The organism is Pseudomonas sp. 13159349 (assembly GCF_013305685.1).
Classification (GTDB): Bacteria; Pseudomonadota; Gammaproteobacteria; order Pseudomonadales; family Pseudomonadaceae; genus Aquipseudomonas; species Aquipseudomonas asiatica.
This window is the reverse complement of the sequence record NZ_CP045553.1, coordinates 1,413,527-1,426,366: the sequence shown is the minus strand read 5'-3', so window position 1 is coordinate 1,426,366 and position 12,840 is coordinate 1,413,527. Positions and strand designations below refer to the sequence as shown.

General features: G+C 62.1%; 20 protein-coding genes and 1 pseudogene. 14 read left to right on the top strand and 7 right to left on the bottom strand.

Annotated elements, in window-relative coordinates:
• Window position 1: 1 nt before the first annotated feature.
• From GEV38_RS06670 to GEV38_RS06645, 6 genes are all read right to left on the bottom strand, one after another.
• Window positions 2-322 carry a hypothetical protein gene (locus GEV38_RS06670; RefSeq protein ID WP_135002667.1) on the bottom strand — a complete coding sequence of 107 codons (321 nt, stop codon included), beginning with the start codon at window positions 320-322 and terminating at the stop codon, window positions 2-4.
• Window positions 319-1,617, bottom strand: coding sequence for a site-specific integrase (locus GEV38_RS06665; protein ID WP_173895652.1), 1,299 nt, complete (start codon window positions 1,615-1,617; stop codon window positions 319-321). The genes GEV38_RS06670 and GEV38_RS06665 overlap by 4 nt, the downstream gene beginning before the upstream one ends.
• Window positions 1,614-2,042, bottom strand: coding sequence for a VRR-NUC domain-containing protein (locus GEV38_RS06660; protein ID WP_173895650.1), 429 nt, complete (start codon window positions 2,040-2,042; stop codon window positions 1,614-1,616). The genes GEV38_RS06665 and GEV38_RS06660 overlap by 4 nt, the downstream gene beginning before the upstream one ends.
• Complete coding sequence (gene dnaB / locus GEV38_RS06655; protein ID WP_173895648.1) at window positions 2,039-3,418, bottom strand: replicative DNA helicase; 1,380 nt, start codon at window positions 3,416-3,418, stop codon at window positions 2,039-2,041. Before dnaB ends, GEV38_RS06660 begins: the two co-directional genes overlap by 4 nt.
• Window positions 3,411-4,112: a helix-turn-helix domain-containing protein gene (locus GEV38_RS06650; protein ID WP_256674074.1), complete on the bottom strand. Its 702-nt coding sequence runs from the start codon at window positions 4,110-4,112 to the stop codon at window positions 3,411-3,413. The genes dnaB and GEV38_RS06650 overlap by 8 nt, the downstream gene beginning before the upstream one ends.
• A 324-nt stretch (window positions 4,113-4,436) precedes the next feature.
• Complete coding sequence (locus tag GEV38_RS06645; protein WP_173895646.1) at window positions 4,437-4,673, bottom strand: helix-turn-helix domain-containing protein; 237 nt, start codon at window positions 4,671-4,673, stop codon at window positions 4,437-4,439.
• Between the two features lie 102 nt (window positions 4,674-4,775).
• On the opposite strand from GEV38_RS06645, the gene GEV38_RS06640 reads away from it, so the two are divergent.
• Together GEV38_RS06640 and GEV38_RS06635 are read left to right on the top strand one after the other, a co-directional pair.
• Complete coding sequence (locus GEV38_RS06640; RefSeq protein ID WP_008099710.1) at window positions 4,776-5,453, top strand: LexA family transcriptional regulator; 678 nt, start codon at window positions 4,776-4,778, stop codon at window positions 5,451-5,453.
• Window positions 5,454-5,783: 330 nt separating this feature from the next.
• Window positions 5,784-5,945, top strand: coding sequence for a hypothetical protein (locus GEV38_RS06635; RefSeq protein ID WP_173895644.1), 162 nt, complete (start codon window positions 5,784-5,786; stop codon window positions 5,943-5,945).
• Here the strand turns inward: GEV38_RS06635 and GEV38_RS06630 are convergent.
• Window positions 5,932-6,150: a hypothetical protein gene (locus GEV38_RS06630; RefSeq protein ID WP_021782745.1), complete on the bottom strand. Its 219-nt coding sequence runs from the start codon at window positions 6,148-6,150 to the stop codon at window positions 5,932-5,934. The two genes, GEV38_RS06635 and GEV38_RS06630, sit on opposite strands and share 14 nt — an antisense overlap.
• Window positions 6,151-6,392: 242 nt before the next feature.
• On the opposite strand from GEV38_RS06630, the gene GEV38_RS06625 reads away from it, so the two are divergent.
• The 12 genes and pseudogenes from GEV38_RS06625 to GEV38_RS06570 all read left to right on the top strand — a co-directional run bounded on the left by GEV38_RS06625 (window position 6,393) and on the right by GEV38_RS06570 (window position 12,811).
• Complete coding sequence (locus tag GEV38_RS06625; RefSeq protein ID WP_173895642.1) at window positions 6,393-6,776, top strand: helix-turn-helix transcriptional regulator; 384 nt, start codon at window positions 6,393-6,395, stop codon at window positions 6,774-6,776.
• An 18-nt stretch (window positions 6,777-6,794) separates the two neighbouring features.
• Window positions 6,795-7,133: a hypothetical protein gene (locus GEV38_RS06620; protein ID WP_173895640.1), complete on the top strand. Its 339-nt coding sequence runs from the start codon at window positions 6,795-6,797 to the stop codon at window positions 7,131-7,133.
• On the top strand, window positions 7,130-7,627 hold the full coding sequence (locus GEV38_RS06615; protein WP_173895638.1) for a single-stranded DNA-binding protein: 498 nt from the start codon (window positions 7,130-7,132) through the stop codon (window positions 7,625-7,627). Before GEV38_RS06620 ends, GEV38_RS06615 begins: the two co-directional genes overlap by 4 nt.
• A 410-nt stretch (window positions 7,628-8,037) precedes the next feature.
• Window positions 8,038-8,514 carry a hypothetical protein gene (locus GEV38_RS06610; RefSeq protein WP_173895636.1) on the top strand — a complete coding sequence of 159 codons (477 nt, stop codon included), beginning with the start codon at window positions 8,038-8,040 and terminating at the stop codon, window positions 8,512-8,514.
• A 116-nt stretch (window positions 8,515-8,630) separates the two neighbouring features.
• Window positions 8,631-9,203 (top strand): DUF1566 domain-containing protein, encoded by a 573-nt coding sequence (locus GEV38_RS06605; RefSeq protein ID WP_173895635.1) that lies wholly within the window; start codon window positions 8,631-8,633, stop codon window positions 9,201-9,203.
• A gap of 52 nt (window positions 9,204-9,255) precedes the next feature.
• Window positions 9,256-9,610, top strand: a pseudogene (locus GEV38_RS06600) (four helix bundle protein).
• 360 nt (window positions 9,611-9,970) lie between these two features.
• Window positions 9,971-10,966, top strand: coding sequence for an RNA-directed DNA polymerase (locus tag GEV38_RS06595; protein ID WP_256674073.1), 996 nt, complete (start codon window positions 9,971-9,973; stop codon window positions 10,964-10,966).
• Window positions 10,967-11,048: 82 nt separating this feature from the next.
• The gene (locus tag GEV38_RS06590) at window positions 11,049-11,378 is read left to right on the top strand and encodes a hypothetical protein (protein ID WP_173895631.1); all 330 of its coding nucleotides are present in this window, start codon (window positions 11,049-11,051) and stop codon (window positions 11,376-11,378) included.
• Entirely contained in the window at window positions 11,375-11,728 is a 354-nt protein-coding gene (locus GEV38_RS06585; protein WP_173895629.1) for a DUF4884 domain-containing protein, read from the top strand. Before GEV38_RS06590 ends, GEV38_RS06585 begins: the two co-directional genes overlap by 4 nt.
• Window positions 11,725-12,048, top strand: coding sequence for a hypothetical protein (locus GEV38_RS06580; RefSeq protein WP_173895627.1), 324 nt, complete (start codon window positions 11,725-11,727; stop codon window positions 12,046-12,048). The genes GEV38_RS06585 and GEV38_RS06580 overlap by 4 nt, the downstream gene beginning before the upstream one ends.
• A complete protein-coding gene (locus GEV38_RS06575; protein ID WP_173895625.1) occupies window positions 12,045-12,440 on the top strand; it encodes a DUF2591 domain-containing protein in 396 nt (131 codons plus the stop codon). Before GEV38_RS06580 ends, GEV38_RS06575 begins: the two co-directional genes overlap by 4 nt.
• Window positions 12,437-12,811, top strand: a complete 375-nt coding sequence (locus GEV38_RS06570) for a hypothetical protein (RefSeq protein WP_173895623.1) — start codon at window positions 12,437-12,439, stop codon at window positions 12,809-12,811. The genes GEV38_RS06575 and GEV38_RS06570 overlap by 4 nt, the downstream gene beginning before the upstream one ends.
• Window positions 12,812-12,840: the final 29 nt, after the last annotated feature.

Sequence of the window (12,840 nt, the reverse complement as noted above, 5' to 3'; positions counted from 1 at the left end):
CTCAATCGCCGGTGTGGTTGGTGCCGCCGGCGCCGCGCCGGTTGCTTCCCTGATATGTCGCCTCAGGCCCGGATGCCTGAGGGTTCTTCAACTGCTCGATCTGCCGCAGCGCTGCCCGGAGCCTCATGCTGAGCTGGGTCACCAGTTCATCCAGGGCAAGGGCCTCACCAGTTGCAGCCGCCACAAAGCCCGAGGCATGGCAGTGGCCGCATGGCAGTTCGTGAAACACACCCTGAGTGACCGCTCTCCCACGGCACAAAGGGCACTGAGCCAACTTGATCGCAGCCTTCTTGAAGGCAGGGCCATGGCTCTTCCTTGTCACTTCGAATCCTCGCTAATTACAAATGCGGTAAGGTCGTTCGACGCCACGGCTGCTGTGGCCTCTGGCGAGTTCTGCGAAATTTCAATTAAGGCCTTGGTAAGGCCGTGGATGGCTGCAAAGCCGATTCGGTCAAGCCAGGCGTGCCACTTCTCCAGCGCTGCGCGGCGCTGCTGCATCGCCTGGGTGTGGATGTAGGTGCTGGCGATCTTGCCCAGCTTGTGGTTCAGCAGCATCTCGCCGATGTGGCCGTCGATGCCGAGGTCGGTCCAGGTGCTGCGGGATACCTTGCGCAGGTCGTGGCTGGTCCACTCGCCTTGCCCCAGGCGCTTGAACACGTTGCTGGCCTGCGTCTCGCTGAGGCACAGGCCCCGGCGATTCGGGAACAGGTACACACCCTCGTAGCCGTCGGCCTGCTGGCTGGCCCGGTACCGGGTCAGCAGTGCCTGCACCTGGGCGGTCAGCGGCAGGCGGTGCTCGGTGCGGGTCTTGGCGTTGGCGGCAGGGATGAACCACTCCGCCGCAGCCAGCGAGATCTCGTTCCAGCGCGCCATGCGGGTCTCACCGATCCGGGTGCCGTGGGCCAGCATCATCAGGGCCAGCATGGCGTCACCCGGGGTCGTTTCGAATGCCTGGGCCAGCTGCTGCATCAGTTCCGGCAGTTGCACATCGCGCAGGCGGGCGGCCTTGGGCAGGATCTTGGCCTTGGTGAAATCGTTGAAGCGCATCCCGGCCATCGGGTTGTGGTCGATCAAGCCCAGCTGCAAGGCCTGGCGGAAAGCGGTCAGCAGTAGTGCGAACATCTGCCGCAGGTAGGACAGCGACACTTCGGCCTGGCACGGCCACATCAGCTGCTTGTCCAGCGCATCGGCAGTCACGCCGGCCACGGCCAGGTCATCCAGTCGCGGCTTCAGGTGCTGGGCAATGGCAGAGCGGGCGCCGGCCTTACGTTTCGCCGACAGCGAGCGATCACGCGCCATCCGGTCGCCGTACCAGTCCAGCAGTTGCCCCACAGTGGCCATGCCCGAAACTACTGGCGCGGTGGCCGGGTCGCGCAGCAGGCGCTGACGCAGCGCGGGCAGCTCGGCAATCACCGCTGCCACGGTCAGGTCAGGCCAGCGGGCGACCGGTACCCACTTCTTGCCGCGCACCAGGTGCCAGGTGCCGCGCTCGCGGTTGCTCCAGAAGCGCAGGTACAGGCCGGGGTGACGCGGGTCGCGCAGGTCGCGCACCGACTTATCGGCGGCCTGCCGGCGCACCTCAGCCTCGCTCAGTTTCACTTCCCGGGTCGCGCTCATGCGGCCACCGTTGCAGGCAGCAGCAGGTAGGCGCGGATGGCCTCGACCGCGTCGATATTGCCCCGGCACACAATGGCTAGGTAGTTCTCGTTCGTCAGCAGCTGCAGGAAGGCATCCTGGCTGGCCGACACCGGCGCATCGAACGGAGGCTTGGCCTTGAACTCGATGTACAAGCCGAAGTAGCCGCCGCGCGCCATCGGCAGCACCAGGTCGGGAACACCGGCCTTGACGCCCTGCCCTTTCAGCTTGGCGGCCACGGCCTTGATCCGGTGTCCGCCGTTCGGGACGTGGTAAATCAGCTTGTAGGCCTGCGGGTAGCGCAGCTGCAGTTCTTTCATCAGCGCGGCCTGCTCCTGCCCTTCCCTATCGACGGGCTTGGCGCGAGCCGCTTTGGCCTTGAACGGGCGAAGGGCGGGGACTGTCATACGACTTCCTTGCGTGCGTAGCGGGCCGACAACGGCCGCGCGTTTTGGCTTGGGGCCTTCGCCGGCGGCTGCCAGCTGGCCGAAAGGGTTTCGAAACGGTTGAATTGGCCGAGGAAGGCAGTCCGGACGGTGCCGGTCTCGATGTCGCGGCCCTTGCCGACAATGATCTCGGCAACGCCCTTGAACTCGCTGTCTTCGTGGTAGACCTCGTCGCGGTACACGAAGAGGATCACGTCGGCGTCTTGCTCGATGGCCCCCGACTCGCGAAGATCCGAGTTCACAGGGCGCTTGTTGGGACGTTCCTCACACTTGCGGGAGAGCTGGCTCAGCAGCACGACCGGGATGCCCAGCTCGCGGGCCAGCAACTTGCAGCCGCGGCTGATGCTGCTCACCGCTTCGGTGCGGTTGCCGCCCTCGCCGTCCATCAGCTGCAGGTAGTCGATCATCAGGATGTCCAGGCCATACCGCATCTTGTGGCGACGGGCCAGCGAGCGGATGCGGCCGACAGTGGCGGCGGCGCGGTCGGCAATGAACAGGTTGGCGTGTTTCAGCTTGGCCGCTGCAGCGCAGAGCTCGGCGCCATGCGACTCACAGGCTGAGCCGTTCTTGATCAGGTTGAGCGGAATCCGGCCCTCGGCGGCGACGGCGCGGTCGATCAGCTGGCTTTTGCTCATCTCCAGGCTAATGACCAGGCCGGACTTCTTCTGGCGCACCACGGCGTCCAGCACGAAACCCATGGCCAAGGTGGTTTTGCCCATGGCCGGGCGGCCAGCCACGATGATCAGCTGCTCGGGCTGCAGGCCACCAAGCTTCTCGTCAAGATCCGCCAAACCGGTCGACAGGCCGATCAGCGTCTCTCCGCGTGACAGCCGGTCGTGACGTTCTTGCCACACTTCCAGCTGGTCAGCCATCAGGTCGGCAGCCTTCACCACCTCATCGCCGTCACTGCCAGCGTCGATGCCCATGGCTGCCGCCTGCACGGCCGCGATTTTGTCCTGGATGTCGCCGCTGCCCTGCACGATCTCCAAGGTGCGGTCACTCAGGTCGTACAGGGCGCGCTCAATGGCCCGCTCCCGAACGATACCGGCGTAGGTGCCAGCGCTCGCCACGCTCGGGGTGTTGGCTACAAGTGATGCGCAGTGGCCAAGGGCCCGGTCTCCATTTTCCAGCACGCCTATCTGGTCGGCCACGGTCAGCAGGTCGACGGCCTTGCCAGCAGCACGCAAGGCCAGGATGCCGCGGAACACCTCAGCGTTCTCGGCGAAGTAGAACGACTCAGGCGACAGGTCATCGGACAGGGTGTCGATCAGCTCTGGGCGCTGCAGCATGGCACCCAGCAAGCCATGCTCGGCCTCGGCGTTGTAGGGCTCACGCATGGTAATTGCCCTCCACCACCTTCACGAAGTTGGACGGGGCAATCAACCAGTCGAAGGTCGCTCGGAACGGTGCAGCGCCGAACTTGCCCGCAGCGCGCCCCATCAGGAAGTCGGACCGGGCTACGTCGGCGAAGTACTCACCCCAGAACTCGAGGCTCTGGTGAACAGCGCTCTGGTTCCAGCGGGCACGGAGTTGTTTCTTGCGCGCTTCGGATACGAGCACCACCGCAGGCAAGGCAGGCGTGAGCACTCGATTGAACAGATCAACGATGTCCTGAACCGGGCAAGACGGTGAGCGCGGAACGCGTTCGCCATCAGGTGACGGTTCAATTGATGGTTCCTTTACGGTTCTGGGGGCATCTGGTGCCGGGGTGGGGGGCATTTCCTGCCGGGGCGATGGGGCATCTGGTGCCGGGGGGCATGTCGTGCCGGGGGCATATGCTGCCGGGGTTAATGTGTACCAGGTCGAACGACCGAAACGCTGATGGCTTTTCAGCAGGCTCGCCTCTTCGAGCCAGCGCAGCGCATTTCGTACGGCGCGCTCCGAAAGGCAGGTTCGTGAACCAATTGTGGCCACGGAAGGCCAGCAAACACCGTCGTCGTTGGCATTGTCGGCGAGAGAGATCAACACAGACTTTTGCGCCGGGCTCATACCCTGCAGCGGCCAGCAGGCCGTCATGACGATGGTGCTCATGGGCGCTCCTCGCACAGGGAAGCGCGCAGATGCTCGACACACTCGCGACGGAACGTGGCTTTCGAGGCGACTGCGTACTGGAGAGGGATCATTCGCGCGGCATGAAGTGCGGCGGATTTGTGGTAGGACTTCTGGTGCGAAACGGACAAGGGTGCGGTATTGCTTGCATCCATTGCAGAGTGCATAATCGACCTCGATTTGATGCTGTTGAAGAAGCCGGGCTGCCACCCGGTTTTTTTATGCCTGCGATTCAGGTACTGGACGGATGAACAGCAGGACGGCCCCACTACTGGCGCAAGGCCAGATCACACATAATTCATCTCGTCAGGCTGCCGACTTCTCGGCGAATCGATCCGGGTAAAGCACATGAATCTCAGTGAGAGACCGCTTCCCGAATACTTTGCAGATGCTTTCAGCCATCCTGGTCGAAGGACGCTGTATCCCGCGCTCAATGCGGGAGAGGTTTCCAGTGTCGGTAACCTCTCCAACGGCTTGTAAGCGCTCGACTAGGTCAGCCAAGCGCCAGCCCTTTTCCTTTCTGGCTTTCTTCAGCGGGGTCACTTTCAAGACCTCAAACGTGTTTATCTGTGGAAGATTCTGCGCACTGCGCAGATAAAAAGCAACCTATAATCTGCGCAACACGCTTTGCGTAGGAGGCGCGTCATGGCGAGGATGAGCGCCCTACTAGAAGGGCTGTTAAAAATGGAAATCGGACAAGCTATAAGGGACGCGAGGAAAGCGAAGAAAATGACGCTTGAGGAGCTCGCGGACCTGGTGGGCACCGATAGCGGTAACCTCTCGCGACTGGAGCGCGGAAAGCAGGGTGCTAGTCAGGAGCTATTGCTCAAAATCCTGGAAGCGCTGGGCCTCCCCCTCAGCAGCGCACTGGCTGCTGGATCAATGCGATCAAACGTTGAGAAAGCCCATGTCCAACCGAGCGCCGTACCCGTAATATCGTGGGTGCAGGCAGGCCAATGGACTGAAGTTATGTCGTCGTTTACCGCTGCAGACGCAGTGGACTGGGTAGCTTGCCCAGTTCCACACGGTCCGCGCACATTCGTATTGAAGGTGAGGGGTGAGTCCATGTTCAACCCTCATGCTCGCAGGTCGTTCAGAGAGGGAGATTTGATCTACGTTGACCCGGATCGCCAAGCCGAAAACGGATCTCTTGTGGTTGCGCAACTGGTCGATTGCCCAGAGGCAACCTTCAAGCAGCTGGTAATCGAAGGTCACCAAAAATACTTGAAAGCCATCAACCCATCCTGGCCTGAGCAGTTCATCCCCATCAATGGAAACTGCGATATCAGCGGTGTAGTCATCTTCAAAGGTGAGTACCTGTAAGCCCCCTCCAAGACTATCCCCCTCCCAAGCCCGCAGATCATGCGGGCTTTTTTTTGCTCGCCAAAACGCAAATTTGCGCTTGACGCAGATTTTGTTCTGCGCATAATACAACCCATGTTCTGCGTCACACGCAGAAATACCGCTCTTTAAAAACCCGCAGATGAGCCACCAGGCGCCGAGTGAATCCGGCGATTGAGTTCTGGTGGACGTTACGCAACACAGCAAGCTTCCTCGCTCGACATGTCGGCCCGCAGGCTTGCTAAGCAACACCGATTTCACTGGCTGGCCTTGGCGACAGGGCCAGACGGGAAATCACTACGGAGAAAGGTCATGACTACATCAACACTGCAAGTCGAAGTGAAACTGCCGAAGGCGGGAGAAGAAGAGTTCGAGCGCTTGGTCGAGGAGCTAGCCGAAGCGGTTTACCGGCGAGTCAAAGAGCGCCTTGAGCATGATGCCGAAGGCGCCAGAGTGGATGTCAGCGGCGCTTGAACGCCTTATCTAGGCGCTTCTTCATGTCCTGAACAAGCTTATCGGCCTCTTTCTTCGCAGCCTCCCTTAACTTTGCGGTAACCGCTGCTTTATCCCCGATATCCGCATTGCACTCACTGCAGCGGACCATCTGATCCGCCTCGTTGTCATCCGGAATCACGAGCATCTTGCTCCCGCATGCTGCACACACTGCAGAAATCTGCATAGGTCTTTCCTTGCTGATTGGTGGAACTCTCAGCATATCCGGGAAGCGCGTCACCTGCGTAGTGGTGAGATGGCCGCTGGCCACCAAACAACCAGCACCGCATCAGCCTGACGATAACTGCCCGACCAACCTGGTTCCTCATCACCAGGCTGCATCGGTCGTGACGTTCGCCCTCCCCTTGGTCCGGGAGGTAGACGGCAGCGAGCGTCACGACCAATGCAGCCAGCCCGAAAGAGCAAATCATGGACACGATCACCATCGGCGCATGGATCGGCCACCTCGGCCGTGGCCTGGCGCCTCGCGAATTGCAATGCATCCTCGATGTCGCCCAAGGCTTCACCACCAAGGAAATCGCCAGGCATTTCGGCATAAGCGAAAGCGGTGTAGAGAAGCGTATCGGCGACGCCATGCTGAAACTGGGCGTCGCCCGTCGCGCAGCTGCCGTGGCCGAAGCCATGCGCCGTCAGATCATCAGCCCCCTCTGCATCGCTCTTGCCTGCCTCATCGCCATGCACGCGGTGATCAACGACAGCGACCCAATGCGCCGCGACCGCCGCGCACCGGAGCGGCGCACCGCCCAAGTTCGAATCGTTCGCAAGGCCGAGGCCTTCGAGCTCCACGCCTGACCCACTGAGGACCAACCCATGCAAGCAGCCATCCAACAAAGCCAGGACAAGCTCGAAGCCCTGCGCCAGGAAGTGATCACAGCCACCGAGGCATTCCGCGCCAAATCGCGCTTCTATGTCACGCAAAGCGGTAACGGCTGGATTGTCGTCTCGTCCAGCAACAGCCGCGTGTACGGCCGCAACACCAGCTACCCGCAGGCTGTCCGCTATGCGGAGAGCCTTGAGCGTGCTATCGATGCCAAAACCCTCCCGGTGGTCGCCGTGGTGAAGGTCCGCCAGATCGGTGAAAGCGCAACACGCTGGGTGGCACTCTTTGCCTTGACGTTGATCTTGTTGGCCGGGGCGGCGTCGTCATGAGCCGCGGGGTAAACAAGGTCATCCTGGTCGGCACCTGCGGTCAGGATCCGGAAGTGCGCTACCTGCCGAACGGCAACGCCGTCACCAACCTCAGTCTGGCGACCAGCGAGCAATGGACCGACAAGCAGTCGGGCCAGAAGGTCGAGCGCACCGAGTGGCACCGTGTGTCGCTGTTCGGGAAGATCGCCGAGATCGCCGGCGAGTACCTGCGCAAAGGCTCCCAGTGCTACATCGAGGGCAAACTTCAGACCCGCGAGTGGGAAAAGGACGGCATCAAGCGCTACACCACAGAAATCATCGTCGACATCAACGGCACGATGCAGCTGCTGGGCAGTCGGCCGCAGGGCCAGCAGCCCGGGCAAGTGCCAGATCGGCAGCCGCGGCAACAACGGCCGTCAAGCCCGCAGCAAAGCCAGCAGGCCGCACCGCCCGATCACGACAGCTTCGACGACGACATACCGTTCGCCCCCCTCCACCACCTGGCCGGTGCGTAGCCATGAAGCGCCGGCAGCTGGTCCACCCCGCCGCGTACTACCTCGGGCGGGCCTGCCGAGACAACAGCCAGTCTCGCGATGCCCAGCCATACGGCTGGATGACCGTGAACTGCGGCTGGTGGCTTGCTGGCTGGCACGACCGAGACATGGAGCTTTCAGCTTGAAACGCATCACCGCGCGCGTCCGGCACGGCCGATCCAGCTTGCCCACCAACCGCCGGCACCGCCAACCGGTAGCAAAGAAGAATTGGCCGTGCGCATCGCCAAGGCCCTCGTCAAGTATGAAGCGCGGCCATCGTCGGCGCTCTGGATCGAGATCCAGGCCTGCGCAAGGGCCATCCTGAAGTAACCCCCGAATTATCACGCCACCGCCACCAGCCATGGAGGGCGGCCTACACCCTGGAGAAAGTCATGAACCAATCTGTACTGCAATCCATTGCCGCCGCCGACCTGCCTGAGCGCGGTCAACCACTGGCCGGAGGCATCTTCGTTACCCGCTACTGGCTGAACGGCCAGGAACGCGCCCTGGTGCTGCTGAATGACGAGTTCGAAGGCGCCTGGGGCGAATACGGCGTCAAAGTCGAAGGTGCTGGTAGCTACAGCGACGGCGAAGCGAACACCCGCGCCATGGCCGAAGCTGGCAGCCAGATCGCTATCCAGGCCTTGGAGCTGGGTGCATTCATCCCATCCTGCCTGGAAGGTCAGCTGGTGATGGCAGCCAAGGCGGACGGCCTGGTGACCGTGCGCGAAGATGGCTGGCACTGGCTGAGTTCGCAGCGCTCCGCCATCAACGCCTACGGCATGGGCTTTGAGGTTGGCTGGCTCGACTTCGACCACAAGGACAACGAGTGCCTCGTCCGCCCCGTCCGCAGCCTCATCCTTCAGTAATTCACCCCTTCATTCCTTTCTCTGCAGGCGATTCCGGGTTCGTCGGTTTGACGATCAGGCCAGAAGCACGCCGGGAAGCGCCGGCCGCCTGCCCCTATTTCCATCAGGAGCACCCCATGGAGCAAGTCAGTATCAGCATTGACGCCAGCGTGGCGTCTCGAATCATCCAGCGCGAATTCGACAGGCTGCTCAACTATGCAGCCATCGAGCACGCGCCCTCCGGAGTTCCATACCTGGGCTCGTACTGGCCTGAGCAAGGTGGCTATAACGCAGGACTGGTTCGCGGCGAGGATGGCGCGCCGGACTATTACCTGATCGTGCCGCTGCTGAACGAGCAGCTGCGTGCGACATGGGGCGGAAGTGGCGAGGAAGTCGAGGGGGCGACCAGTGCCAGCGATGGCTTGGCCAACACCCGGGCGCTTCTGGCTGACCGCAACGAACACCCGGCCGCCAAGCTGGCCAGTGAGTTCATTGCCGACGGTCATGCCGACTTCTACCTGCCCGCCCGGCGCGAATTGCAGCTGGCCGAGGCGAACGTGCCAGAGCTGTTCGAAAAGGCCTATCACTGGTCGTCTTCGCAGCGCTCCGCCTACTACGCCTACGACATGGACTTTGAGGGTGGCTGGCTCGGCGGCAACCACAAGGGCAACGAGTTCCTCGTCCGCCCCGTCCGCAGATTTATTCCGTAATCCAATTCTTCATTCCTGGGCGCCTCGGCGCCCTCGCCTTTAGGAGGCCAGGATGGCCCTGCACACAGAGCTTGAAATCCACAAGGTGGCCGAGGAGGCTGCTCGGCCTTTCGCTCGACCTGGTCCGAAACATACCGCGCGACCTCAAGCAGGTAGTCGGGTCGAAGATCCGGGACGAGTGTCTTCAAGCCCTGGTGCTGATTGGTCGGGCCAACATGGCCAGAGACAAGCTGCCCCACCTGAACCTCCTGCTAGAAAGCGTCTGGATGCTGAACTACCTGCTGCGCGCCCTCACCAACAAGGGTCTGATCAGCAAAGGCCAGCACGCCAAGGCAATGAAGCTCACGGCCTCCGTAGGCCGCCAGGCGAACGCCTGGAAGAAATCCGCAACCGCGTCCGCTGCTTGAGGGTTACGGCCCTCCTGCCTGAACGCTGAATCTGGTCGTGCCGCTGATCTGTGATCACCGCCATGCGCAGCGTGGATACCGCCACCGAATGCTGGTAGGTCCGGCGCAGTTTCCAGGCTGAGCAATCGTCCTGGCGACGTAGATAGCACGATAGGTCGCAGCGCTCCGCCAACAACGCCTACAACATGGACTTTGAGGATGGCTGGCTCAACAACAACCACAAGAACAACGAGTTCCTCGTCCGCCCCGTCCGCAGATTCACTCGTTGCGAGCTTCACCTTCGAGGAATTGGCCCAGGCCTACTACGATTGCCGACGGCACAAGCGGAACACCGCGAGCGCCCGGAGCTTCGAAGTCGACATGGAGGCCAATCTCCTCGACCTATTCGACGATCTTCAGGCTGGCACCTACCGGCCTGGCCGATCAATCTGCTTTGTGGTCACCCGGCCAAAGGCCCGCGAGGTGTGGGCCGCCGACTTCCGCGACCGCATCGTGCACCACCTGCTGTACAACCGCATCGGCCCCGCCATCGAGCGCAGCTTCATTGCGGACAGCTGCGCCTGTATCCCTGGGCGCGGCACGCTGTACGCCGGCAAGCGAATGGAAGCGAAGATCCGCAGCCAGACGCAGAACTGGTCCCAGCCAGGCTTCTACCTCAAATGCGACCTGGCCAACTTCTTCGTGTCGATCGACAAGCGAGTGCTCGGCCGGCAGTTGACCGAACTGATCGATGATCCGTGGTTCAGGCAGCTGGCCCTACAGGTGCTGATGCACGACCCGCGCGAAAATTACGTCGAGCGCAGCCCGGCGCACCTGTTCAACCTAGTGCCGCAGCACAAGCGCCTCACCGCGCAGCCGGCCTACCTGGGCCTACCCATCGGCAACCTGTCATCGCAGTTCTTTGCCAACGTCTACCTCGACGCCCTGGACAAGTTCTGCAAGCACGCGCTCAAGGCCAAGCACTACATCCGCTACGTCGACGACTTCGTGTTGCTGCATGAATCGCCACAGCAGCTGAATGACTGGCACCGGCAGATAGAAGACTTCCTGCCAAGCCTGGGCGTCAGGCTCAACCCTTCGAAGACCATCCTGCAGCCAATTGACCGCGGCGTGGACTTCGTCGGGCATGTGATCAAGCCATGGCGGCGTACCACCCGCAAGAAGTCGGTCGCCCAGGCCATGAAGCGCACAGCTGCAGCACCAGCAGAGAACCTGCGCGAGACAGCCAACAGCTACTTCGGCTTGCTCGGCCAAGCCAGCCACAGCCAGAAAGACCGAGCCGCGCTCGCCAACCTGGTGCTACGGCGTGGGCATGTGGTCAATAGCGCGCTGACCCAGACTTACCGCAAGCGATGACAAGAGCACTTTTGTACTCCACCCAGCTGTAACCCCTCTCCCCTCTATTCACTGCCGCGATATGGCGGCCAAGGACGAAGTCATGCCAGAAGAAAAGCAACTGATCCAGCCGCTGCAGGTTGAGCGCGACGAATACGGCTTCTGGACCCACCCGGCCTGGCCGGACGACGGCGACGAATGCGCGCTTCCGTTCAGCTGGTTCGGCGACCACGGCCTGGAGTACTGCGTGGTCGAGATGGAAAACGACGGCCCGGAAGAACTGAATGCGGAATGGCTCAACGCCGGCGGCGACTATGACTGCACGCCCTGGCAGCCAAGCAAGCCGGTCGGTGATGGCTGGTTCACCTTCTCGATCCACGACACCGAAGACGGCCCTGTTTGCGTGTGGATCCGCCACAAGGTGGCGGCATGACCCGCCTCGCCCTCTGCCTCCTGCTGCTGGCCACCCTGTCCGGCTGCCAAGGGGAAGCTGAATCAACCACGCGCGCCGGCTCGGATTTCAAGGTCGACCGGCTTTTCAAGGTCGATGGCTGCACCGTCTACCGATTCCACGACGGCGGCCGGGCCCGGTACTTCACCAACTGTGCCGGCTCCACCCAGTGGGAAGAGAGCTGCGGGAAAAACTGCTCGCAACAGAGCGGCGTCACCGGCAGCAACTACCAGGCCGGCAACGAGCGCCAGCTCTCCCCGCACGAAACCCAACCCGAACCTACACCCGCAATGGCGCCTGGGCGCTGGATTGATGAGAGGTATCAGCTGTGAGCAGGAAGAAAAGCCACTTCACCATCGTGTCCAGCGCTGAGCTCGAGGAATTGCGCCGGGATCGTGAACGCTTGAACGCCCTGGAGTCGTGCTGCTGGGATGTTCGTTTCGAGAGCCATTCGAATGGCATGGACGGCGACTACACGATCGGCATTGAGATCGTCGGCCATTACATGGGCAAGCCATGTGCCCGCGTGCTCGGCGAGAACTACAACGAGAACCTGCGCGCCGCCATCGACCAAGCGCTCACCGCTGAGGCGTACCCGCCAGAGCGACCGGAGTACGACCTGTATGGCAATCCTGAGCGGAGGCGCGCATGACCGACCTGATCGAAGTGAAGACGGCCGACCTGGCCGGCGAGGCGCTGGGGTGGGCAGTAGGCAAGGCTGAAGGCCTTGACCTGCAACTGGCCCCGCCAGGCTACAACGGCGTGCCGTGGCGTGTGTTCGCGCGGTACCAGGGTCAGGCGATCGAGCACACCAAGCGCTTCAATCCGTGGGAGGACTGGTCCTTGGGCGGTCCGCTGCTCGAGAAACGCATGGTCAGCCTCCATTGCCCACAGAGCACAGACGACATCTGGGCAGGCTGGGTGATCACCGACAAGGGGGAGTTTTGCCAGGCCGGTGACAGCGCCCTGATCGCCGCCTGCCGCGCAATCGTCGCCGCCAAGCTCGGCGATACGGTCCAGGTGCCGAAGGAGCTGATGCAATGACCGAAGTTCACCGCTACAAAGCCGTCAAGATGCTTTCCGAGGCCGGAAATCGCATCAGCTACGCCCCGCACGGCCCTGATGTCGTGATGGCTGAGGCCTACGACCAGCTCAAGGCCGAGAACGAGACGCTGCGTAAGGACGCCGAGCGCAGCAAACGCATGCTGCTGGATGCTTGTGTGTCCATCGGCAGCATCGGCGAAGCCCTCGGTCTGGATATGGACGCCGACGCCGACATGATGATCGGCACGGCCCGCGACCTGGTCGATGCACTGAACCGCATCATCAAGGAATGCCCACTTGGGAGCCCTGGCTTTGCGATCGCCACCGAGGTGATGGGTGAACTTGGCGTGCAGCAGGAGGTACAGCCATGATCGCCATCGTCTACATGGCCTACCTGATC

What these genes read in the sequence shown, in the direction of transcription:
- GEV38_RS06625 (WP_173895642.1), top strand. Translation starts at nt 6,393, where the DNA reads ATGGACACGATCACCATCGGCGCATGGATCGGCCACCTCGGCCGTGGC.
- GEV38_RS06660 (WP_173895650.1), bottom strand. Translation starts at nt 2,042, where the DNA reads ATGACAGTCCCCGCCCTTCGCCCGTTCAAGGCCAAAGCGGCTCGCGCC.
- dnaB (WP_173895648.1), bottom strand. Translation starts at nt 3,418, where the DNA reads ATGCGTGAGCCCTACAACGCCGAGGCCGAGCATGGCTTGCTGGGTGCC.
- GEV38_RS06650 (WP_256674074.1), bottom strand. Translation starts at nt 4,112, where the DNA reads ATGAGCACCATCGTCATGACGGCCTGCTGGCCGCTGCAGGGTATGAGC.
- GEV38_RS06630 (WP_021782745.1), bottom strand. Translation starts at nt 6,150, where the DNA reads ATGCAGATTTCTGCAGTGTGTGCAGCATGCGGGAGCAAGATGCTCGTG.
- GEV38_RS06605 (WP_173895635.1), top strand. Translation starts at nt 8,631, where the DNA reads ATGGAGCAAGTCAGTATCAGCATTGACGCCAGCGTGGCGTCTCGAATC.
- GEV38_RS06595 (WP_256674073.1), top strand. Translation starts at nt 9,971, where the DNA reads ATGGAGGCCAATCTCCTCGACCTATTCGACGATCTTCAGGCTGGCACC.
- GEV38_RS06640 (WP_008099710.1), top strand. Translation starts at nt 4,776, where the DNA reads ATGGCGAGGATGAGCGCCCTACTAGAAGGGCTGTTAAAAATGGAAATC.
- GEV38_RS06635 (WP_173895644.1), top strand. Translation starts at nt 5,784, where the DNA reads ATGACTACATCAACACTGCAAGTCGAAGTGAAACTGCCGAAGGCGGGA.
- GEV38_RS06610 (WP_173895636.1), top strand. Translation starts at nt 8,038, where the DNA reads ATGAACCAATCTGTACTGCAATCCATTGCCGCCGCCGACCTGCCTGAG.
- GEV38_RS06575 (WP_173895625.1), top strand. Translation starts at nt 12,045, where the DNA reads ATGACCGACCTGATCGAAGTGAAGACGGCCGACCTGGCCGGCGAGGCG.
- GEV38_RS06665 (WP_173895652.1), bottom strand. Translation starts at nt 1,617, where the DNA reads ATGAGCGCGACCCGGGAAGTGAAACTGAGCGAGGCTGAGGTGCGCCGG.
- GEV38_RS06615 (WP_173895638.1), top strand. Translation starts at nt 7,130, where the DNA reads ATGAGCCGCGGGGTAAACAAGGTCATCCTGGTCGGCACCTGCGGTCAG.
- GEV38_RS06585 (WP_173895629.1), top strand. Translation starts at nt 11,375, where the DNA reads ATGACCCGCCTCGCCCTCTGCCTCCTGCTGCTGGCCACCCTGTCCGGC.
- GEV38_RS06620 (WP_173895640.1), top strand. Translation starts at nt 6,795, where the DNA reads ATGCAAGCAGCCATCCAACAAAGCCAGGACAAGCTCGAAGCCCTGCGC.
- GEV38_RS06570 (WP_173895623.1), top strand. Translation starts at nt 12,437, where the DNA reads ATGACCGAAGTTCACCGCTACAAAGCCGTCAAGATGCTTTCCGAGGCC.
- GEV38_RS06590 (WP_173895631.1), top strand. Translation starts at nt 11,049, where the DNA reads ATGCCAGAAGAAAAGCAACTGATCCAGCCGCTGCAGGTTGAGCGCGAC.